Origin of the sequence: Paenibacillus sp. TC-CSREp1, assembly GCF_050171015.1 — a bacterium.
Taxonomy (GTDB): Bacteria; Bacillota; Bacilli; order Paenibacillales; family Paenibacillaceae; genus Paenibacillus; species Paenibacillus silvae.
The window spans coordinates 266,998-287,719 of sequence record NZ_JBNOKM010000011.1 but is presented as its reverse complement, the minus strand read 5'-3'; the positions used below and the strand labels follow the sequence as shown (position 1 = coordinate 287,719).

Here is a 20,722-nt window from a genome sequence, read left to right as displayed (position 1 = left end):
ATTTTTTTATGGTTTGGAAGTCTAAATTCACTTTTTTTTGCTGATTATTCATGTCAGGTTTAACGCATGACTAGTGTCTCAGGAAAGCTTATTTGGGGAAGAATCATGGTAAAATGGATATTAATCATTGTTTTTAGGGAAATAAGGTTCCTGGGAATCGTTACAATTCCTGAAGCACCCATATCGCCCAAATAAGCTCATCTGGGATCGTTAGAATAATTGAAGATCACTCCAAAACTGTAGCGCCCACTCGCTCACCCTATAATCCTTTGTTCATCCTATGCCGATAAAATAAATAGGAATATATACATAAAAGAAACGTGCATATGTCTGGGCAAAACGTAAGGCAATCGTTAAAATGCAAACACATCTTAAGGAGTACATGGTGCACACAATGTTGCACATAAAGGTACTGTGTACAAAAGCACACGAAGCACTTAGAGCACGAAATTACATCCATCACATAATCACTTGATGCACTTGACATTCATTGAGCACTAAAGCATACGAAACACTTGGAGATCATAAAGCGCAATTAGCTCGTAAAGGATATGGAGCAATAAGCACATCCGTCACTTGGAGTACGATACACATTGACTAATGAAGTGTCCGATACGCTTGAAGCACATGACATCCACTTGAGTAGATAGAGTACTTGACGTGCATTTGAGCACATATGAAGCACTCGAAGTACCTGTTGCATTTGACGTTCATTTGAGCGCATATAAAGCACTCGAAGCACACCTGATGTACTTAATCCCAATAACACTCATTGAGCACGAAGCCATATTGAACACATAAACCATATGAAGCCATTACTTTACTTTCCATTATGAGCACTGAAGTGTCCGATACGCCCGAAGCCATGACGTTCATTTGAGCAGGTAGAGCCCATTGAAGCACATTTAGCAAAGGCGTTCCATTTCTCAACTTAGTTACAGGATACAGTTACATATACAAGGGGGAACTATTCGTACGATGAACAGCTTGTTTATGCGCATTTTTTTATTTTTTTCATGTTTGATGTTAGCCGCAGGTGCAATTCTGGGTGTTACCATGTATCGATCATCCGCACAATTAGTAGAACAGTCGATGGGGATGCAGGCCCAGGCGGTGGCTGAACGGGCAGCAGCTTTAATTGACATTTCGCTGTACACCCCGCTCAGCACCGGGCAGGACAAAACGACGTATTACGATACGCTGCGTAAGCAGCTCAGTCAGCTGCGTGAGGCCAATGGGCTCAAGTATTTATACACCCTCGGGACACGTGAGGAAAATGGAAAGGCGTCCTATTATTACGTAGTGGACGGGGCCGCGCCAGATGTGGCCGAGGATGATTTCTCGCCATATGGCACACTTGAGGAAACGCATTATGCAGGCATGCTTCAAGCCTTTGCACAGGATACCTCGGTACGTGGAGAGCTTACACGGGATGAGGATTATGGAGCAACAATTACAGCTTATGTGCCCATCCATGGAGCGAACGGACAGATGTTAGGCGTGGTCGGTGCGGATCTCGATTCTACAGCCGTCTATGAGCTAATGTCACGCAACCGCATTACAATGATCTGGACGGCGCTAGTGATTGTGCTGCTCGGTGTATTGCTGGTTTACATCTTTGCTCGTTATCTGACCCGTCCATTGGTGAAGCTAAAAAAGCTCATTACCGAAGTGGGCAAAGGAGATCTGACCGTCAACGTAGATCTGGCACGCAAAGACGAAATTGGCCAGCTTGCCTCCGAGTTCAAACATCTGGTCACAGATACCCGGCAAGTCATGACAGGTATTCGCCAAAGCTCGGACTCCCTGCTTCAAGCCGCAGAAGGGGTATCGCAGTATTCACAGTCCACAGCCGAAGCCAGCCAGCGCATTGCGGAACACACCAATCATACCGCACACGGGGCTTCCGAGCAGGTTGTTCGCGCTGGAGAGGTCACTGTTGCCATGGAGGAGATTACGCGCAGCATGCAGCATATCGCTCATTCGTCTTCCCAAGTGGCTGACGTGTCACAACAGACCACGAATAATGCCATCCAAGGACAGGCCAAGCTGGACACCGCGATCAGCAGTATGGACGTTATTCATCAGGCTAATGTACAGATGGCAGCATCCACTACCGAGCTCGCCGAGTACTCCAGTAAGATTGAATCGGTGGCACAGCTGATGCAAAACATTGCATCCCAGACGAATTTACTTGCCCTTAATGCAAGCATTGAAGCGGCACGGGCGGGTGAGCATGGCAATGGTTTTGCTGTCGTCGCCTCCGAGGTGCGCAAGCTTGCGGGGGAATCCGAGCAATCCTCACAGCATGTCTCTGAACTGATCGCCGAGATGACCCGTCTGACCTCCGCACTGGCTGAGCATATGTCAGCAAGCACAACAGCGGTGCAATCCGGCATGACGGTCGTTCAGGAGGCCGGTCAGTCGTTCTCCTCTATCCATAGCGGAATTGAGACCATCAACGAGCGCCTGCATGAGGTATCTGCTGCGTCCGAGCAACTCTCAGCAAGCTCTGAAGAAGTGTCCGCCTCCATTGAAAACATGGAGCATATCTCGCGGGAATCCTCATCCAGCATTCAGCAGGTGTCCCAGGCGGCCGAAACGCAGCTGCAATCCATGGATGAGATCAGCGCCTCCGCCGAGTCACTGCGCGTGTTATCCAGTGAGCTGAATGGACTGATCAGCCGCTTTAAAATCTAGAACAAAAAGCCGCACGGCAGCGTTCCAACCCATCGGGATTTACCCGATCACTGGAACACTGCCTGCGGCTTTATTAACTTTTTGCCTTTATACAATGCGTATCGTTCGTTGATTACGTATGGTAGATAGGTCTTTTTGCCATCAATATCTGCAACTCATAATGGCTCGTCATGATACAAGGCCAGCTCTGCGGCTGCCGATCATTAGTAGCGCTGCGGAGCAGCTTTTTTGCCCAAATCCGTCATATAAGTGAAGAACGCTTCCGGGTCAGTATCATAGACCAATTGCACCGGACGACCGTCTGCCTGCTCCACCGTGCGGCCTTGGCTTGGCCCATCTGGAATAACGATGCAGTTCACGGTTTTTTTCTTCACGATGTCCTCGCGACCTACGGAAGCCGTTGTCAGCACATCCCACAGATAATACGTGGAGTTGGTTTCACTGTACACGAGTGGCGGACAACCTGCATAACAGTTCCCCAGGAAATCTACACCTTCGAAGCGACGCTCTGCTGCCCAGCGGTTACGAACAGCTGGTGTAAGAGGTACTTTGTTCGTGCTCTCCAGGGCAACCAGATCAATCTGGATGCCGCTCTGCCACACGCGATATGCCGCTTCCGGGTCCCAGAATACGTTCCATTCAGCTGTACCGTCATGTTCCGGTTCTTCGACGTTACCACGCTCGAACGTACCGCCCATCCATACCAGCTTGTCGATTTTCTCTTCGATGTCTGGTGCTTCGTCCAGCGCACGTGCGAGATCCGTCAGCGGGCCGGTGAACAACAGCAGTGTTTTGCCTTCCGTATTGCGAACTTTCTCGATCAGATGCTGATGTGCCGGAATAGCCGATAGCGGCGCTTCCATTTTGCCCGATTCATTCAGAACAGGCAGTGCATCTACATAGAACGAGTGCAGTCTCCACGCTGGTGGGAACGGGTTTTTGCCTCTGGAATTGGATTTGGATACTTCAACGGAATACGTTCCGAAACGGTCGATAATTTTACGGCTCGCATCCGTCGCCGGCTCCAAATACCCGTCTGCCGGAATGACCGATACACCGGTTACATGTACATTGTCCATCTGCAAAAGCATAAACAGCGATACGAGATCATCCACACCGCCGTCATGATTGAAATACACATTCAGTTTGTTCGTCATGCTTGCTTTCATCCTTCCTCTGGTTACCCCATTGATGTGAACTTGTCCGTCTGCCCGTAGCCGACGCTTCCTCTATTATGTCCTATAACCCCCGGTCGAGTAAACCTTCCGCTCCCAAAGAATACCGTCACCACGGCGTTTCTGCGCATTTTTTACCAGCTTATCCATTCCATCTCAAACATCCATTCCCAAGCCTCTTCCACTGGAAAAAAAAGATGGACCACGGGCATGAAGCCCCACCGTCCATCTGCCCCTCTCCTGTATTACATGGATCGGGTTTGTTTCTTTTCTTGCTGCTCTGCAACCGGCATATACTTGCCTGGCCAGAAAGCCCATTTGCCCAGCAGCGCTGTAATTGCTGGCACCATAAACGGACGAACCAGGAACGTATCCAGCAGCACACCTACGGCAGTAATAATGCCGAACTGTACCAGCACCTGAATCGGCAAGGTCGCCAGCACGGCGAATGTACCGGCCAGAATCAGACCCGCCGAGGTAATCACCGAGCCCGTCTCGCCAACACCTTCCCTGATCGCCTGACGAAGCGGCATCGTTTTGCGCTTCTGCCAGATGCTTGAGATCATAAAGATGTTATAATCCTCGCCCAGTGCCACAAGGAAGACGAAGGAGTACAGCGGTATTGCACCCTGAATTGCCTCTGCGCCGAGCCCGTAGTAGATGATAATCCAGCCCAGACCGAGTGCGGAAAAATACGAAAGTACAACGGTCGCAATCAGGTATGCGGTAGCTACAATGGAACGCAGGTAGAGCAGCAGCAGCAAGGTGATCAGACCGATGACCACCGGGATAATGATTTTGGCATCCCGCTCGCCCGCAACTTCAATGTCATATTGCTCAGCGGTCTGCCCATCAATCCAGACCTGATTTGCTGCATTCGTTACTCCAGCATCCTTCAATGCCCCTTCTGCTGTAGCACGCAGATCGGGAATATGCTGCATTGCTTCCATCGAGTACGGATTCAGATTAAATTCCACATCATACGCCGTAATATTGGCATTCACCGCACCCTGCTGCGCATCGCTTACCTTGCTAATATAATCGAGTGATTCAAGACGATCTTTCAGCTCAGTCTCTTTGCCGCCAGCATCCACGATCACTTTGACCGGGGCCAGCTCGCCTTGGGAGAACTGCTCACCAATAACCTTGAAGCCTTCGCGGGAAGGTACATTTTCCGGGAAGGAAGATAACAAGTCGTACGTAAATTTCACTTGGGTTGAAAAAGAAGCCAGTCCACCGAGCAGCACAATGGTAATCGCCAGCACCGTCCACGGTTTGGTTGTAACAATCCGTCCGATCCAGCTTTCACGGACTTTGCGTGGGGCTGGTGCCGGTTTACCTTTTTTCTTCGCCCGTTCTACTTGCATCTCGTGTGTACGTGGAACAAATGGATAGAACGAACCCCGTCCAAAGATCGCAAGCAATGCCGGAACGAGTGTTAAACTCGCGATAAACATAATGAAGATGGACAAACTGAACGGTACGGCAAAACGATGATATGCCCCATACTCAGCCAGCAGCAGCACCAGCAGAGCGGCAACAACCGTAAATCCACTCATGGCAATCGCGCCGGATGAACCGGTGATTGCCTGGAAAATAGCTTTCTTTTTGTCCGGCTCATGGTACAGAATTTGACGGTATCTGGAGATCATGAACAGACAGTAATCTGTTCCGGCTCCGAAGAGCAATACGGTCATAATCGAGATGGACTGTGCATCGACCGTAATCCAGCCCTGATCGGCCATGAATCCGAGAATCGGACTGGTGACCATATAAGCGAAGCCAACCGCAATGATCGGGACAATCGCCAGTACCGGTGAGCGATAGATCAAGAGCAGCAGGACAAGCACAAGCACGACGGTTGCAATCAGCAAAGACACATCCGCAGAGGAGAACAATCCACTTGCATCAATGGAGATGCCGACTGGCCCCGTAACACGGGCAATCAGCTTGCTTTCATTATCGATAGCTGTATCAAACGGATTCATGCCGAAGATGGCTTTTGTCTTTTCCTCCAGCCCTTCGATGCCTGCCTTCAGCTGTTCGGAATCGGCATTCTTATTGAAGAACAGCGGCATAACGATGGTGCTGCCGTCCTCCGAGAGCTGCCCCTTGAGCGCTTGCGGAGGAAGCTGATACAGTGGCACGACAGACTGCTGCTGCTCCACCGGGTCCTGGTCCAGCCGTTCGCTTAAAGCCTGAATCTGTTGTATCTGATCATCAGTAAGGCCCGCAGGGTTACGCCAGACGATAAGTGCTGGTAGGCCCTCACCGCCAGGGAATTCTTTTTTCGCCAGTGCAGCGGCCTGAACGGATGGTTTCGAATCACTCAGATCCTGTGCATTGTTCGTCTCGCGGTCACCTACTGCTGGCCACACCATACCAAGCACAACCGCAATGATAATCCATACGAGCAGTGTAACCCATTTACTTCGTTTGCCCGCTACAAAGCGGCCATAACCTGAACCTTCCTGCATGGTCTATTCATCTCCCTAGTTTTGTTTAATGTCAAGCAGGCATTTGATTAAAATAGCCCTGAATTCATGTCATAGTATAGAAATGAACCATGGGTCATACTATAATTGAGTTAATTATATATACCGGAAGGTTAATTTTGCAATCCCTAATTTTATGTATATTATGATGTAGCTTATTTCATCCAAAAAAGAGGTCGGTGTTCATGAGCAAAAAACCAGCAAAAGATACAAGCACGACGCGTGCTCCAGGCAGACCCAAAGCGGGAACAGACCAGACGTCTGCGTACTCCAGCATATTATTGACAGCATCCCGGCTGTTTATGGAATACGGGTATGAAGCCGTTTCTCTTCAGCAGATTGCTTCGTTATGCAACGTTACCAAAGCATCGATCTATTATCATTTTTCCAGCAAGCCTGAGCTGTTCACTGTAGCAATTACCCGTATGATGGCGATGGGAATGGAGCAAACGGCACTGCGTTTAGGGGAACCAGGCACGCTGCACGAGCGACTCGTCAGCGTGGCAGTAGCCAAGATGCAGCATTCACATGTCGATACGGAAACAATGATGCGTGAAGCCGATGCGTATCTGAATCCCGAGCAGCTTGCCCAAATCCGTGAAGCAGAAAATCGCATTTTCGATGTACTCGCCACACATTTTCAGCGGGAGATGGATAGCGGTTATCTGCGTCAGAGCAATGCTTTGCTGCTCGCTCAAGCTTTTACGTCCCTGCTGATGCTGGCTAACCGCGAGGATGTACGCAGCATGCATGAAACCATCGCAGAGCTCGCGCAAGAGTTAGTGGGACTCTTTCTGAACGGCGTGGTTAACCAACCAAGCCAAAATTAAATAGACGGGCAGCGGCGGTATAGCTTTTCCCCTTTTGTGTGAACATCTGGACTGCATCTGGACCATACTTGCCGCGCTTTATGCCCTCCATATTCGGGCCAACGCGGCAATGCCTGGCTCAATGTTCTCTGGTTCGATGCCAGCAAAGCCAATCATAAGCTCCCGTTTGCCATCAGCAGGGGTGCTGTCGTTTGCCCACAGATATTCTGTTGAAGCCACCCGTATACCCGCATCAAGAGCTATATTCACCATGTCCTTTGCCGGGAGTTCATTTATTAACCGCAGTATCAGATGAAATCCGGCATGTTCACCCTGAATCTGCATTCCAGGCTGATCTCCAAAATGCTGCTGAATGGCCTGTACGATTAAGTCACGCTTCCGCTTATATAAATGACGCATTTTACGGATATGCTTACCAAGCTCCCCCTCCCGCATGAACAATTCCAGAGTCCGCTGATGGTGACGTGAAGCCGACTGTTCGAATAGAATCGTTCTATATACCTGTGCAAAATAAGGCAGGAGTTCTTTCGGTAAGACCATATAGTGTACGCAAAAGGCAGGTGCAAGCACCTGAGAGAATCCCCCCATATAGATGACTGGCGTGTTCTCTCGCAATCCCTGCATCGAAGGAATGGGACGGCCGGAATATCTGAATTCCCCGTCATAATCATCCTCGATCAAATATGCTCCAGCACGTTCCGCCCAGTCCAGCAAAGCCAGTCTGCGACTGATCGGCATCGTCACTCCCATAGGAAACTGATGTGACGGTGATACACCAGCCACCGACACGTCTGCTCCAGTCAGCTCATCAAGGTTGATACCTTCGCTGTCCAATGAGATCGGAATTACCTCATATCCATAATTCCGAAATGTTCCGGGTAACAAGCGATAACCGGGGTTCTCCACAGCGATGGAGCGCTGTCCACCCTTCTGGAGCATCGTCTGTGTGAGCAGTGACATTAGCAGATGCTGTTCCGCACCGATGACAACCTGTTCTGGTGTGCATCTCACTCCCCGGAACTGCCCCAGATAGTCTGCTATCTCCGAACGCAATCCCCATTCGCCCTGCGGGTCTCCGTAGAATAACAGGCTGCGGGACTCTTCACGCCATACTCGATTGGCGTACTGCTGCCATTTCGCATAAGGAAACAGCGTGAAATCATTGTGCGACATATGAAAATCATAGTGAACATGGCTCACAGGACGTAACCGCTGCATATCCGTTGACACGGCTGGGGCGTTGTCCGGCACTGATGATTTACCCAGTAATATATCGTGATAACCTTCAGCCACAGCACGCACACGATAACCTTTGCGCGGCTCGCTGTAGACGTACCCTTCCGCAATTAACTGCTGGTACGCCCACTCTACAGGCGTAGTGCTTATGCCCAACAATTCAGCCCATTTACGAACGGAAGGCAGGCGGCTGTGTGCTGCCAGTGCCCCGCACAATATCTCCTGTTTCATATGATCCGAAAGCTGAACAAAAACAGGTCTGCTGTTGTGCTCATCCAGCTTGGGTAACTGTATCATATCTGCCTCACTCCATCTGTCCTGTTCATTTTGTGAAATCTGTATATTTGGAAGTATACAGGATTGGGATATACTTTGGTCAGCAGCAGTATAACAGAACAGCATACAAACGAAACAACATGCCATGCTCATGGTGCATCACACATCGCTTGTGCTTGCTTGAAAATATGACAGGAGGAAGACATATGTCACATCCTACACCTACGAATCGTACCGCCAAATTAATGCAAACCGAGCGTATTTACCTGCGCCCATTTGAGTTAACCGATGTCGATGCATACTACCCAAGTCTGTTTGATACCGAGATGCGCAGACTCACAGGAACCCAAGGCAGCTTTACCCGTGCCCAGGTTGAACGTTATGTAGAAAGTGCAGCCCAGGATGATTCCAGACTGATGCTGCTCATTGCATTACATTCAACACACGAAATTATCGGTGAAGTTGTACTGATGGATATCCATGATAAAAACCGCAGTGCTCATATCCGCATTGCCATTGATCAACCAGTCCATCAAGGCAAAGGCTACGGTAGTGAAGCGATGCTGCTGATGCTTGATTATGGATTCGGTATCGCCAATCTGCACCGGATCGAACTGGAAGTCTTTGCTTTTAACGAGCGCGCCATTCGCACATATGAGAAATTGGGATTTCAGCGGGAAGGCGTGAAGCGGGACGTATTGTATTACAATCATGAGTATCACGATGCGATTCTGATGAGCATGCTTGAAGACGAGTTCAGGCAGAGACATCTGAAAGCGAATGCCCTTCTATAGTTCGGGTTGTGAACAATACCTTGAACAGCGTTTCAGCAAAAAACAGGGGAGGTCATTCCCCCGTTCCGGTAAGGAAACGCAGATGACCCGCAAGCACAGACAGCTCGGCGGGTGTTTGCATGTACAATTCGCCATCCGTATCGGCGGGCATCGGTGCATCCGTTTTTATTGTTAGCGTAGACGCCTTGAAATAGGAAATGCTCTCGTTACGGGGCTGCCATGCCCCCTCAGGTTTATGTGAAAGCACCTCACGCAGCAGCGGAATGCCTGTCTCATGAATAATGAGCACATCGAGCTGGCCGTCCTGTAAAGCATCCGCTGCAAAAGGCAGTGCATTGGTGCCCAGAAAACGGCCATTGGCTGCGTAGATCATCACAGCCTCGCCTTCGGCACGTTCTCCGTCCACCTCTAGTTCATAATGAAATGGCTCCGAGCGGCTGATGGTTTGCAGCGTACTGATAAAGTAGCTGACTTTCCCCAGCGCGCCCTTTAGATTCTCGTTAATATTTTGTGATGTCTCACTAATCAGCCCGATTCCGAAAAAGTTCGTGAACACCCGGTCATTCGCTTTTCCCACATCAACCGTGATCATCCGTCCTGACAGAAGCTCCTGAGCTGCTGTCTCCACGTCTGGCGAAATGCCGAGTGATCGTGCAAAATCATTACATGTTCCGCCCGGCAATACACCAATTGGTGGAGATTGCTGGAGGGATGCCAGCCCGTTTACACACTCATGCACCGTACCATCACCGCCCAGAATGAATACCACATCGAACTCTTCTCCGCGTTCCCGGCACAGCTGCTCTCCCTCACCAGGCTCATCCGTCCGCACGACAACCATTTCGTGCACAGCTGGAGCAAGCACCCCCGCTGCCAGACCTACAGTATTCTCCCGACTCGCTTTCCCGGCATGCTGATGATGAATTAACAAGGCTTTATTCCATTCCATGCCCCTCTGCCTCCATTCCGATGCTTGTCTCCATTTACCCAAAAAGGTTAAAATCTTAAACAAATCCAAAGCTCAGAAAATGATGTACAGTACATGCACAAGCTCTAAAAAATAGAGGAACAGGAGACAAAGAAGGATTATGCATCCTTTGGGTTCTCCATGCGTAGTACCAGATAGCTGTATGCTATTATCATTTGATGTATGCATGAGAAAAAAGGTTACTCCGCAACCTATAAGAATACAGACTTGAACTTCGCGGGAGCAACCCATTCAATTCACCTTCAATTGGTTATATGTACATTATACGAATGGAGGAATTCCCTATGATTCCACAAACATTGGAACAATTAGAGCAGGTGCGCAAGGAATGCCGTACGATGGTTCGCAAAAGAGCTGCCGCTTCAGCCGGGTCTACCCTAGTTCCCCTTCCCGGTACAGATGTACTGGCTGATGTCGGGATGCTGATGCAGCTGTTGCCTGCCATCAATGATAAATTTGGATTATCGCAAAAGCAGCTCGACGGAATGGACCCTGAAACCAAGTCCATGATATACGGATTCGTGATGTCGATTGGAAGTAAGGTCATCGGACGTATGGTCACGAAGGAGCTGGTTGTTCAAGTGCTCAAGCGGGTAGGGGTGCGCGTAGCGACCAAATCCGTCGCCAAGTTTGTACCGTTTGCAGGACAAGGCCTCGCTGCAGCACTCAGCTTCACCGCCATGCGTTATGTGGGCAACAAGCACATTGACGACTGTTTCGAAGTGGTCAAACGGATGATTGAACAGCGTGAGGGGCTGCCAGGTGAACCTGTACCCGTATCATTGGAGGAAGGCAGTCGCCAGAATTCTGAAGATGAGGAAAAGCTGGACACAAACGCAAATGTAAAACCTTAAAGCTGCTATATGGCGATCATCCATGCAACGACTGAGGTTCACTTTGTGTGAGCTTCAAACTTATTTACGGCAGGAAACAAGTGAGCGCGCAGCGGTAAAAAACAAAAGGGACGAGGCAGCAGAAATAACTGCCTCGTCCCTTTGTTTTGAGGTTCCTTACACTTGTGGTGCGCTGTGGCACCCATGGTGCAGGTTCTATTTTTCCAAAAGCCGTCATGTTCTCAATCTGTTACACGTCCCGAGCATTCTAGATTGCCTGCGGCTGCTGCTCCGAAAACTGACTGTTGTACAGGTCGGCATAGAAGCCCTGCTTCGCCATCAGTTGCTCATGGTTACCTTGTTCAATTACGTTACCATGATCCATGACCAGAATCAGATCAGCACCCCGGATGGTGGATAAACGGTGAGCAATAACAAAACTTGTACGGTCCTTCATCAGTTCATTCATCGCTTTCTGGATGAACACCTCGGTCCGGGTATCCACACTGCTGGTTGCCTCATCCAGAATAAGGATGGACGGATTCGCCAGAATCGCTCTCGCAATCGTCAGAAGCTGCTTCTGGCCTTGAGAGATGTTCGATGCCTCTTCATTCAGCACCGTATCGTATCCGTCAGGCAGCGTGCGAATGAAATGGTCTGCATGGGCAGCGACAGCAGCCTTGACCACGTCCTCTTCGGTTGCACCTTCCCGTCCATAGGCAATGTTGTCGCGAATTGTACCGTTAAACAGCCATGTATCCTGCAGCACCATTCCGAACAGACTGCGCAAGCTGCCACGAGACATCTCTTTGATGTCGATCCCATCAATCGTAATTCGTCCGTTCTGGAGCTCATAGAAACGCATCAGCAGATTGATCAGCGTTGTTTTCCCGGCCCCGGTTGGCCCGACAATGGCTACGGTCTGCCCTGGATTCACATGGATATTCATGTTCTGAATGAGCAATTCATTTTCTTTGTAACCAAAATCCACACCTTCAAAAGAGACAGCTCCTGCCGGGTGACGCAGCGTTGAAGGTTGTTTCGATTCTGGAACTTCCTCTTCTTCATCCAACAGTTCGAACACCCGCTCTGCGGAAGCAATGGTCGACTGAATAATGTTGGAGATGTTGGCAATCTGGTTGATCGGCTGAGTAAACTGACGCGAATATTGTGTAAAGGCCAGAATGTCCCCGATGGAGATGGAGCCCCTTGTAACAAAAATCCCGCCGACTACACAGATCAGCACATACCCCAGGTTTCCGACAAAGTTCATCAAAGGCATAATAATCCCGGAAATAAACTGCGCTTTCCATCCGGATGCATACAGCTCTTCATTCACCTTCTCGAACTGCTGAACGGACTGCTCCTCACGTCCAAAGGCTTTGACAACCTTGTGGCCGGTATACATCTCTTCTACATGACCGTTCAGTTCACCAAGTGATTTCTGCTGTCCCGCAAAATGCTTCTGGGAACGGGAAGCTACCAGCATAACCACAATGACACTAAGCGGCAGCGTCAGAAGTGTAATCAGCGTCATCCACGGACTGATGGTCAGCATCATAATGATGACACCAACAATGGTCACCACGGACGTAATAAACTGAGCCAAACTTTGCTGCAGCGTGTTGCTGATATTATCGACGTCATTTGTTGCCCGGCTTAGCGTCTCCCCGTGTGTACGGGAGTCAAAATATTTCAGCGGCAAACGTCCTACCTTGGCACTGATCTGCTCACGCATATCATAAACGACTCGCTGAGCCACACCAGCCATCAGGTATTGCTGAACATACGCGAAAGCAGCACTAAACAGGTACAATCCAAGCAGCAGGTACAACACTCTCATCAATGCTGGAAAATCAATCCCGGCTCCCTGCACACCCTGCATAATTGCAATAGCGCCTTTAGCAAGAATATCTGTACCCTCAGCCATAACTTTCGGGCTAATAATGCCGAATACTGTACTTAAAATGGCAGCAATCAAGACTCCGATCAGACGAGAACTGTGCGGCCGGAGATACTGAACCAGGCGGCGCAGTGTGCCTTTGAAATCCTTAGCCTTCTCGGCAGGAGGGCGCATGCCCATACCACCGCCGGGATGACCCGGTCCGCGCGGAGCACTTGGCGCTTTGCGTTCTGCTGTGCGTTCACTCATGCGATCTCCTCCTCAGTCAGCTGGGAGGATACAATCTCGCGATACACTTCATTGTTCTCCAGCAGCTCTTTATGTGTTCCTGAACCGACAATTCGGCCTTCATCCATCACAAGGATACGGTCTGCATCCATTACCGTGCTTACCCGCTGGGCTACGATCAGTACAGCAGCTTCTGTCGTTTCCGACTTGAGCGCAGCTCGAAGTTTGGCATCAGTTTTGAAATCCAGAGCCGAGAAGCTGTCATCAAAAATATAAATGTCTGGACGACGGACAAGTGCTCGTGCAATGGACAAACGTTGCTTTTGTCCACCAGACACGTTATTTCCGCCTTGTGCAATCAAGCTGTTATACCCGTCCTTCATCTCGGAGATGAAGTTCTCGGCCTGAGCTGTGCGTGCTGCATGAATGACTTCATCCATACTCGCATCATCTTTGCCATGTCGAATGTTCTCTGCAATTGTGCCTGTGAACAGGACAGCCTTTTGCGGTACGAACCCGATCTTGGATCGCAGCTCCTCCTGCCGAAGCTCGCGTACATCCGTTCCATTGACACGCACCGTGCCTTCCGTTACATCATAGAAACGCGGAATGAGACTTAGCAAGGTGGTTTTACCTGAACCCGTACCACCAATAATAGCTGTCGTTTCACCCGAACGAGCCGTGAAGGAAATATCGGACAGCGCCGCATTCTCTGCACCCGGGTAACGGAAAGTGACATGATCGAACTCAATGGTTCCCTGCATGGACTTCATGGTGGAAGGCTGTACAGGATCGGACAGGTCTGGCTGCATATCCAGCACTTCATTAATACGTTCCGCCGAAGCTGACGCTCTTGGAATCATGACAAAGATCATGGACACCATAATCAGAGAGAACATGATCTGCATCGCATATTGCACAAAGGCAATCAGAGCACCAATGTTCATATGACCACTGTCAAGCCGCAAACCACCAAAGTACAAGATGGCAATCATGGAAAAGTTCATAACCAGCATCATTACAGGCATAACCGTAGCCATGAGGACGTTGACCTTGATCGATGCATCTCTAAGTTCGGTATTGGCCTCATTGAAACGAACACGTTCATGCTCGCCCCGATTAAAAGAACGCACAACCCGAATACCTGTCAGCTGCTCACGCAGCACCAGGTTAAGCCGGTCCAGCTTTTTCTGAATTTGCTTGAACAACGGAAAGCCTTTGGAACCGATTATTGCGATTGCTCCCGCAAGTACAGGCAGGACGACCAGGAAGATGGTGGACAGCTTCGCATCCTGAGATACCGCCATGAAGATCCCCCCGATACACATCATGGGAGCCATAATCATCATGCGCAGCATCATCGTTAATACATTCTGTACCTGTGTAATATCGTTGGTTGTGCGAGTAATCAGAGAAGCCGTGCCCAGCTTGTCGAACTCCTGCAGAGAGAAATTCTCCACATGCCGGAACACTCTGCTGCGCAGCTGCTTGGCAAATCCGCCCGCTGTGCGTGAGGACAGATAACTCGCAATAATAGAACATGTCGTTCCGCCAATAGCGATCAGCAGCATGAAACCGCCAATTTTCCAGATGTAAGGCACATCGCCCTTGACGATACCGAAATTCACGATATCTGCCATTAAGGTAGGCAAATACAGCTCAGCCATCGTTTGCAGAAAGATAAGGCCCAGAATGAAAATAATCGGGGTTCGATATGGCTTGAGCATGCGAAACAGTTTCATCATGGTGTATCATCTCCTTGTTCAGATGAATCATTTCCTTGTTTGGATGCTTTGCTTGCATGTTCATCCGCTTCACTCGAATGGGTAACCTGTGTATCAAAGAAGGTGTACACCTTGCTGAGCAGTTCAGCCAACTGCAAGCTGTCCTCTTCGCCCAGATGCTCCACCAGTCGATTGAAGGTTGCCATACGTTCGTCATGTGCAGCCCGAATGATGGCACGGCCCGCGTCTGTAATCGTAATCCGTACAGCCCGCCGATCCTCCGGGTCCATTGTGCGCTCCACCAGACCTTCATCCTCCAGACCGCGGATAACCGGGGTAATGGTTGGAGATTTCACGCGCAGCAATGCGCTGATTTCCGAGACTTTCAGCCCCGGATGCTCCTGATTCAAGTGGCTCTCGAAATCTGGCGGATTATCACGCCAATCCAAACGCTCACCCGGATGTGAGCCATGAAGCAGACAGGCGAGCACCATAATCTCATTATGGTTGCGCCCGTGCGGCTTATGCTGTCTCCATTTGCCTTTGTTAAACTGCATGATGGAGTATAAAAGCTTCTGGGCCACCGGATCTATGCTTGTCATCACATCTTCCTCCTTTTCAGTTCTTGCCGGAACAGAACGTCCGTCAGAATAATCATAGTCTGTCTATTAAATAGGTCACTTATTTAATAGCTATCCAATTTAATAGTCAATCAATTAATTAGGTATACTAAGTATATGTTCAGCTTATGGTTATGTCAATCATTTCATGCATGACAAATGCATCCATTTTCCAAGGGCTTGTTTATGCCGGTTCAGACCAGTTCAGGCAGATCAAAAAGCCCTCAATTCCCTCCACCTGGTTGTACCACGCAGAGGAAATCGAGAGCCTTTTCATTACCATATGGATTTTAGAACGAATGACATGTCATACAGATCAATGGAACACGATGTTATTTGGAGACAGAGACCTTCTCCGGCACAGCATTAAACGGGAAATAGGCCTTCGCATTGTTATATGCGATTCCCTGTACAATCTGGCCAAGCAGCTCCATATCCTGCGGTGCTTCACCTTGTTCTGCCCATTCACCAATCAGATTACAGAGCAAGCGGCGGAAGTATTCATGTCTCGTATATGAGAGGAAGCTTCTGGAATCGGTTAACATGCCGACAAAACGGCTGAGCAGCCCTACATTCGCCAGTGCTTTCATCTGAGCGAGCATGCCATCCTTCGTATCATTGAACCACCATGCTGCACCGAGCTGAATTTTGCCCGGAGTACCCCCGCCCTGGAAGCTGCCAATGATTGCTGCCAGCACTTCATTATCCCTTGGGTTGAGAGAGTAGAGGATCGTTTTCGGCAAAGCATCCTGCTGCTCCAGCGTATCAAGCAAGCCGATGACCGCCGCGGATAACGGTGTATCATTTACAGAATCATACCCCGTGTCAGGGCCGAGCTGTTTAAACATTTTGGTATTGTTGTTACGTGCTGCATTGATGTGGAACTGCATCACCCATCCGCGCTCTGCGTAGAGCTTGCCCAGGAATGTCAGCGTAACGGTTTTGTACCCGTCCTCTTCCACTCGGGAAACCTTTTCTCCGGCAAGTGCTTTGGCAAAAGCTGCGGCTGCTTCCTCGCGAGTGGCTGTTGCGTACGGTACATAATCCAGTGCATGGTCAGATACACGCCCGCCGACGGAGTGGAAAAATTCGACACGGGATTCCAGCGCTGCCAGGAACGAGTCATAGTCTGTAATCTCAGTGCCTGCTACCTGTGAAAGCTTCGCTACCCATTCGATAAAGGTGTCCCGGTTCAATTCCAGACCTTTATCCGGGCGGAATGACGGCAGGACTGCGGTATCAAAATCTTCAATCTTCTGAATCTTCAGGTGATACTCCAGTGAATCCGTTGGATCATCGGTGGTGCATACAACCGTGACATTGGATTTGGTGATCAGATCACGCGCTCCAAAGCCTTCACCGGTCAGCTTCGCATTTACCTTTTCCCAGATCGCGGGAGCGCTTGTCTCATTTAAGATATCGTGAACATCGAAATAACGCTGTAATTCCAGATGAGACCAGGCATACAGCGGGTTGCCGATCATCATTGGCACCGTTTTGGCATAAGCGAGGAAGCGATCATAATCCGTCACACCTTCGCCGCCTGTTACATATTTTTCTTCAATCCCGTTAGCTCGCATCAGACGCCATTTGTAATGGTCGCCGTATAGCCAGGCCTCCGTCAGATTGCCAAATGTTTTGTTTTCGTAAATTTCCTGAGGACTGAGGTGGCAGTGATAATCCATAATCGGCATGTCTTTGGCATATTCCTCATATAGCCTGACTGCCGTTTCATTGTGAAGCAAGAACTGTTCATCCAGAAAAGATTTCATTCGCCTTGCACGCTCCCTTTAGGTGAGTTTACGTTCATATAAGTTCACTTCCCATCTTTACGCTACACCGTTTGCCCGCAAAGTTCAATATAAAATGATAGCGTTCTCAAAAAAGGTTGATTTAGGCATATGCCGAGGAACACGGTATACTGATTTTAACGCAAATGATACCGATATGAAGATCACCACACCATGTACCACATTGAACTATATATGGTCTTCGATCTGGTTGATAAGGAGATGAAATAGATGAAGCTCACTTTTCTTGGCACAGGGGACATGTTCAGCGTAGAGCAGCACCACAACAGTATGCTTGCCGAATTCGGAGACACTCATCTGGTGATCGATTTCCCCGAATCCAATGCCAAAGCACTCAAGGAATATGGATTTGCCATGACTGGCGTTCATAATGTGTTTATCACTCATCTGCATGAGGATCATATTAACGGCGTACAGATGCTTGGTTATTATGCACAGATTGTAGGAGATCGCAAACCACGCCTGTTCATTCATGAGGAACTGGTCGAACCGCTGTGGAGCATCCTGTCTCCAGGCATGCGATATACAACAGACGGAGAGCGCACGATGAGCGATTATTATGATGTTGTGCCACTGCCAGATGGAGGAAGCTTTGAGCTGGGAGGGGTAACATTCGAGACATTTCGCACGCAGCATGTTCCTGGCATGATCAGCAACGGGCTGATGGCGAAGCCTTATTTTTACTATAGTGCAGACAGCACTCTCGATCGTGAGCGGGTGGAGCAGATTGCGCCAGATGTACAGCTCATATTCCATGAATGTCATATGCATGATCTGGTCATCAAATCCCATACTTCTCTGAAGGATCTGGAACAGCTCCCCGCTGAAGTAAGGCAGAAAACGGTGCTGATGCACTACCATGATGAATTTGCCGATGCGGAGAAACGTGCCGCCTTCAACCGCGCACACCCTGATGATCTGCGCCTGGCTGGCACACTGGAGTCCTTTGAACTGGTGGAGTAGGAAGTAGAAAGTAGAAGTAACCCGAGAGTTTGCTGCGAGCCCTTGGCTAGAAGCGCGTGAAAATAGGTGGAGATGGCGGTTAATGAATAGATGGTAAGCTTCTATCCGTCCATCTTCTCTCTGCGCTAACGATTTCCACAAACCTTATTCGGCATATATTTGAAGGTTTAATATTCTAACGATTCCCAGAAACGCTATTTAGGTGAAAATGGGATAAATGAGGCGGTTTTGACCGAATTTTTGCAAAATAAGGCTCCTGCGAATCGTTACATCTTCAGCATCGCTGTACAGGGGCAAATAAGCTCTCCTGAGATCGTTAGAATAGTAGATTTTTTCAAGCTATAGAATTACAAGCTATAAGTTGAACTAATCATTCGGAACTAGAATAAGCCTGAAAGCTTCCTGCAAGAAAGCTACATCAAAGCGTTAAAAAAACAAACCACCTGAATCAGCACGCGGCAGCGCGTCTGTACGAACAGCATCCTCACGTCAAAAAACATTGCGCGAATGAGGAGACTATTCAGCTTCAGGTGGTTCCATCTTTAAAAATCAGCACTAATTACCCGCACTGGTGCCACAATCGTCATGCTGCTCTGGCAGCGCCCAGACGGAGACACCTCCGCCACATACGTGGAAGGTAGCCCAGCCATCGGCCTCAATCGTAATTTCATTTTCGCAGCTATGCGTCAGATCAACCCACACTTCCCCGGCCCGATGCTCTCCGACAAACATTCTCTTCTCACCATCATCTCCATTGGAGATCACAACGGCACAGCCCGAGCCTTCAATCTCTTCTACGCCCCGGCGCACCCAGCCGATCGTGTTGGCATGATCGAAGTAATCCTCCTGCTCTCCGTAAGCCTTGTTGCAGCGTGCTGACAACAGAATGTCCAAAATCTCTTTTTTGCCCTCCACCGGTTCTGGTCCGCCAATGCCGTAATAATCCCCATAAAAGACAACCGGGTATCCATCGCGACGCAGCAGCGTCAGCGCATATGCACTCGGCTTGAACCAATCGCCAACCCAGGATTCCAGCGCCTCATGCGGCTGTGAATCATGGTTGTCCACGAATGTTACTGCATGAGTCGGATGTGTCTGAACGAGGGTATCCTCAAATATTTTGGTAAGATCGAAATCACGCCCCGCCAGGGAAGCCTCATGAAATTTATAGTGAAGCGATACGTCAAACAGGTCAATCTGGTAGTCCACGGTGTCCAGAAACGTACGACACGCATCCAGGTTCGAGTTCCAGAACTCTCCTACGATGTAGAAATCCTGCCCGCGTTTGCGGATCATCTCCGCAGCAAATTCCTTGATAAACTCATGGTTGATATGTTTGATCGCATCCAGTCGGAAACCGCCGCACTGCAGCGTATCGATCAGCCATTTGCCCCACTCGATCATCTCACGCCGCACATCCGGGTGATTGTAATCTATATTGGCAAACATCAAATAGTCATAGTTTCCAAACTCATCATCGACATTTTCATTCCACATTTTATTCTCACCGGCGATGCGGAACACACCCGTTCGTTCTTCTTTGGCATCAAAATCAGTACCGTTGAAGTGCTCGGATGTCCATTTGAAGGAGGAATACTGGTCGCCGCGTCCGGGAAAAGTGAATTTGGTCCAGCCTTCAATCTCAAACGGTTCGGAAATCTCCTTCGTCCGGTCATGAGGATCAACCTCAATTACCTTGAATACTTCCTTCTCATCTGCCCCAGCCTTGTGATTCATGACCAAATCCACATAAACGGCAATACCGCTCTTCTGACACTCGGCAATGGCCTCCACCAGCTCCTGCTTGGTGCCATACTTGGTGCGTACCGTACCCTTTTGATCAAATTCGCCCAGATCGTACAGATCATACACACCATAACCGGTATCGTCTGCCGACACGGCTTTGGTGACAGGGGGTACCCATACCGAGTCTATGCCTTTTGCTTTCAGTTCCGGGGCCATCTCAGCCAGTCGCTTCCAATGATTGCCGTCTGCTGCCAAATGCCATTCAAAAAACTGCATCATGGTATGATTTTTCTTCATGACAAACCGACCTCCTTGATTTGCATTCGAAGCGGACCGCGAAACGGATAGGGGATCGCCGTTGTTCGTTCGTGCTAACCAAGTTATAACCCGTTTACCCCAT

14 protein-coding genes are annotated in these 20,722 nt (G+C 49.3%); 5 read left to right on the top strand and 9 right to left on the bottom strand.

Translation table 11 applies throughout. From position 1 onward, the window contains the following. The first annotated feature begins 1,023 nt into the window (after positions 1 to 1,023). Complete coding sequence (locus ACQSGY_RS18845; RefSeq protein ID WP_427179824.1) at positions 1,024 to 2,700, top strand: methyl-accepting chemotaxis protein; 1,677 nt, start codon at positions 1,024 to 1,026, stop codon at positions 2,698 to 2,700. 203 nt (positions 2,701 to 2,903) lie between these two features. On the opposite strand, the gene ACQSGY_RS18840 is transcribed toward ACQSGY_RS18845, so the two are convergent. Together ACQSGY_RS18840 and ACQSGY_RS18835 are read right to left on the bottom strand one after the other, a co-directional pair. Continuing rightward, complete coding sequence (locus tag ACQSGY_RS18840) at positions 2,904 to 3,857, bottom strand: nucleoside hydrolase (RefSeq protein ID WP_110895788.1); 954 nt, start codon at positions 3,855 to 3,857, stop codon at positions 2,904 to 2,906. Positions 3,858 to 4,120: 263 nt separating this feature from the next. Beyond that, a complete protein-coding gene (locus ACQSGY_RS18835) occupies positions 4,121 to 6,352 on the bottom strand; it encodes an MMPL family transporter (RefSeq protein ID WP_427179794.1) in 2,232 nt (743 codons plus the stop codon). A gap of 203 nt (positions 6,353 to 6,555) precedes the next feature. Here ACQSGY_RS18835 and ACQSGY_RS18830 point away from each other — a divergent pair, with 203 nt between their 5' ends. Further along, on the top strand, positions 6,556 to 7,200 hold the full coding sequence (locus ACQSGY_RS18830; RefSeq protein ID WP_427179792.1) for a TetR/AcrR family transcriptional regulator: 645 nt from the start codon (positions 6,556 to 6,558) through the stop codon (positions 7,198 to 7,200). A 78-nt stretch (positions 7,201 to 7,278) separates the two neighbouring features. Here ACQSGY_RS18830 and ACQSGY_RS18825 read toward each other — a convergent pair whose 3' ends face one another. Continuing rightward, entirely contained in the window at positions 7,279 to 8,733 is a 1,455-nt protein-coding gene (locus ACQSGY_RS18825) for a PLP-dependent aminotransferase family protein (RefSeq protein WP_427179790.1), read from the bottom strand. A gap of 185 nt (positions 8,734 to 8,918) precedes the next feature. Here ACQSGY_RS18825 and ACQSGY_RS18820 point away from each other — a divergent pair, with 185 nt between their 5' ends. Further along, positions 8,919 to 9,506, top strand: a complete 588-nt coding sequence (locus tag ACQSGY_RS18820; RefSeq protein ID WP_427179788.1) for a GNAT family N-acetyltransferase — start codon at positions 8,919 to 8,921, stop codon at positions 9,504 to 9,506. Between the two features lie 52 nt (positions 9,507 to 9,558). Here ACQSGY_RS18820 and ACQSGY_RS18815 read toward each other — a convergent pair whose 3' ends face one another. Further along, positions 9,559 to 10,455: a diacylglycerol/lipid kinase family protein gene (locus ACQSGY_RS18815; protein ID WP_427179787.1), complete on the bottom strand. Its 897-nt coding sequence runs from the start codon at positions 10,453 to 10,455 to the stop codon at positions 9,559 to 9,561. A gap of 323 nt (positions 10,456 to 10,778) precedes the next feature. Here ACQSGY_RS18815 and ACQSGY_RS18810 point away from each other — a divergent pair, with 323 nt between their 5' ends. Next, on the top strand, positions 10,779 to 11,348 hold the full coding sequence (locus tag ACQSGY_RS18810) for a hypothetical protein (RefSeq protein WP_427179785.1): 570 nt from the start codon (positions 10,779 to 10,781) through the stop codon (positions 11,346 to 11,348). A 247-nt stretch (positions 11,349 to 11,595) separates the two neighbouring features. Here the strand turns inward: ACQSGY_RS18810 and ACQSGY_RS18805 are convergent, their stop codons facing one another. From ACQSGY_RS18805 to uxaC, 4 genes are all read right to left on the bottom strand, one after another. Continuing rightward, positions 11,596 to 13,479 (bottom strand): ABC transporter ATP-binding protein, encoded by a 1,884-nt coding sequence (locus ACQSGY_RS18805; RefSeq protein ID WP_427179783.1) that lies wholly within the window; start codon positions 13,477 to 13,479, stop codon positions 11,596 to 11,598. Next, positions 13,476 to 15,203 carry an ABC transporter ATP-binding protein gene (locus ACQSGY_RS18800; protein WP_427179781.1) on the bottom strand — a complete coding sequence of 576 codons (1,728 nt, stop codon included), beginning with the start codon at positions 15,201 to 15,203 and terminating at the stop codon, positions 13,476 to 13,478. The genes ACQSGY_RS18805 and ACQSGY_RS18800 overlap by 4 nt, the downstream gene beginning before the upstream one ends. Next, the gene (locus tag ACQSGY_RS18795) at positions 15,200 to 15,784 is read right to left on the bottom strand and encodes a MarR family winged helix-turn-helix transcriptional regulator (protein ID WP_427179779.1); all 585 of its coding nucleotides are present in this window, start codon (positions 15,782 to 15,784) and stop codon (positions 15,200 to 15,202) included. Before ACQSGY_RS18795 ends, ACQSGY_RS18800 begins: the two co-directional genes overlap by 4 nt. A 350-nt stretch (positions 15,785 to 16,134) precedes the next feature. Further along, positions 16,135 to 17,574, bottom strand: coding sequence for a glucuronate isomerase (gene uxaC / locus ACQSGY_RS18790; RefSeq protein WP_427179777.1), 1,440 nt, complete (start codon positions 17,572 to 17,574; stop codon positions 16,135 to 16,137). Positions 17,575 to 17,823: 249 nt separating this feature from the next. On the opposite strand from uxaC, the gene ACQSGY_RS18785 reads away from it, so the two are divergent. Then, the gene (locus ACQSGY_RS18785) at positions 17,824 to 18,576 is read left to right on the top strand and encodes an MBL fold metallo-hydrolase (RefSeq protein WP_427179775.1); all 753 of its coding nucleotides are present in this window, start codon (positions 17,824 to 17,826) and stop codon (positions 18,574 to 18,576) included. A 555-nt stretch (positions 18,577 to 19,131) separates the two neighbouring features. Here the strand turns inward: ACQSGY_RS18785 and ACQSGY_RS18780 are convergent. Next, positions 19,132 to 20,619, bottom strand: coding sequence for an alpha-amylase (locus tag ACQSGY_RS18780; RefSeq protein WP_145404594.1), 1,488 nt, complete (start codon positions 20,617 to 20,619; stop codon positions 19,132 to 19,134). Positions 20,620 to 20,722: the final 103 nt, after the last annotated feature.

Bases quoted from the DNA above. Each gene is read 5' to 3' on its own strand.
- ACQSGY_RS18845 (WP_427179824.1), top strand. From the start codon at position 1,024: ATGTTAGCCGCAGGTGCAATTCTGGGTGTTACCATGTATCGATCATCC.
- ACQSGY_RS18840 (WP_110895788.1), bottom strand. From the start codon at position 3,857: ATGACGAACAAACTGAATGTGTATTTCAATCATGACGGCGGTGTGGAT.
- ACQSGY_RS18835 (WP_427179794.1), bottom strand. From the start codon at position 6,352: ATGCAGGAAGGTTCAGGTTATGGCCGCTTTGTAGCGGGCAAACGAAGT.
- ACQSGY_RS18830 (WP_427179792.1), top strand. From the start codon at position 6,556: ATGAGCAAAAAACCAGCAAAAGATACAAGCACGACGCGTGCTCCAGGC.
- ACQSGY_RS18825 (WP_427179790.1), bottom strand. From the start codon at position 8,733: ATGATACAGTTACCCAAGCTGGATGAGCACAACAGCAGACCTGTTTTT.
- ACQSGY_RS18820 (WP_427179788.1), top strand. From the start codon at position 8,919: ATGTCACATCCTACACCTACGAATCGTACCGCCAAATTAATGCAAACC.
- ACQSGY_RS18815 (WP_427179787.1), bottom strand. From the start codon at position 10,455: ATGGAATGGAATAAAGCCTTGTTAATTCATCATCAGCATGCCGGGAAA.
- ACQSGY_RS18810 (WP_427179785.1), top strand. From the start codon at position 10,779: ATGATTCCACAAACATTGGAACAATTAGAGCAGGTGCGCAAGGAATGC.
- ACQSGY_RS18805 (WP_427179783.1), bottom strand. From the start codon at position 13,479: ATGAGTGAACGCACAGCAGAACGCAAAGCGCCAAGTGCTCCGCGCGGA.
- ACQSGY_RS18800 (WP_427179781.1), bottom strand. From the start codon at position 15,203: ATGATGAAACTGTTTCGCATGCTCAAGCCATATCGAACCCCGATTATT.
- ACQSGY_RS18795 (WP_427179779.1), bottom strand. From the start codon at position 15,784: ATGACAAGCATAGATCCGGTGGCCCAGAAGCTTTTATACTCCATCATG.
- uxaC (WP_427179777.1), bottom strand. From the start codon at position 17,574: ATGAAATCTTTTCTGGATGAACAGTTCTTGCTTCACAATGAAACGGCA.
- ACQSGY_RS18785 (WP_427179775.1), top strand. From the start codon at position 17,824: ATGAAGCTCACTTTTCTTGGCACAGGGGACATGTTCAGCGTAGAGCAG.
- ACQSGY_RS18780 (WP_145404594.1), bottom strand. From the start codon at position 20,619: ATGAAGAAAAATCATACCATGATGCAGTTTTTTGAATGGCATTTGGCA.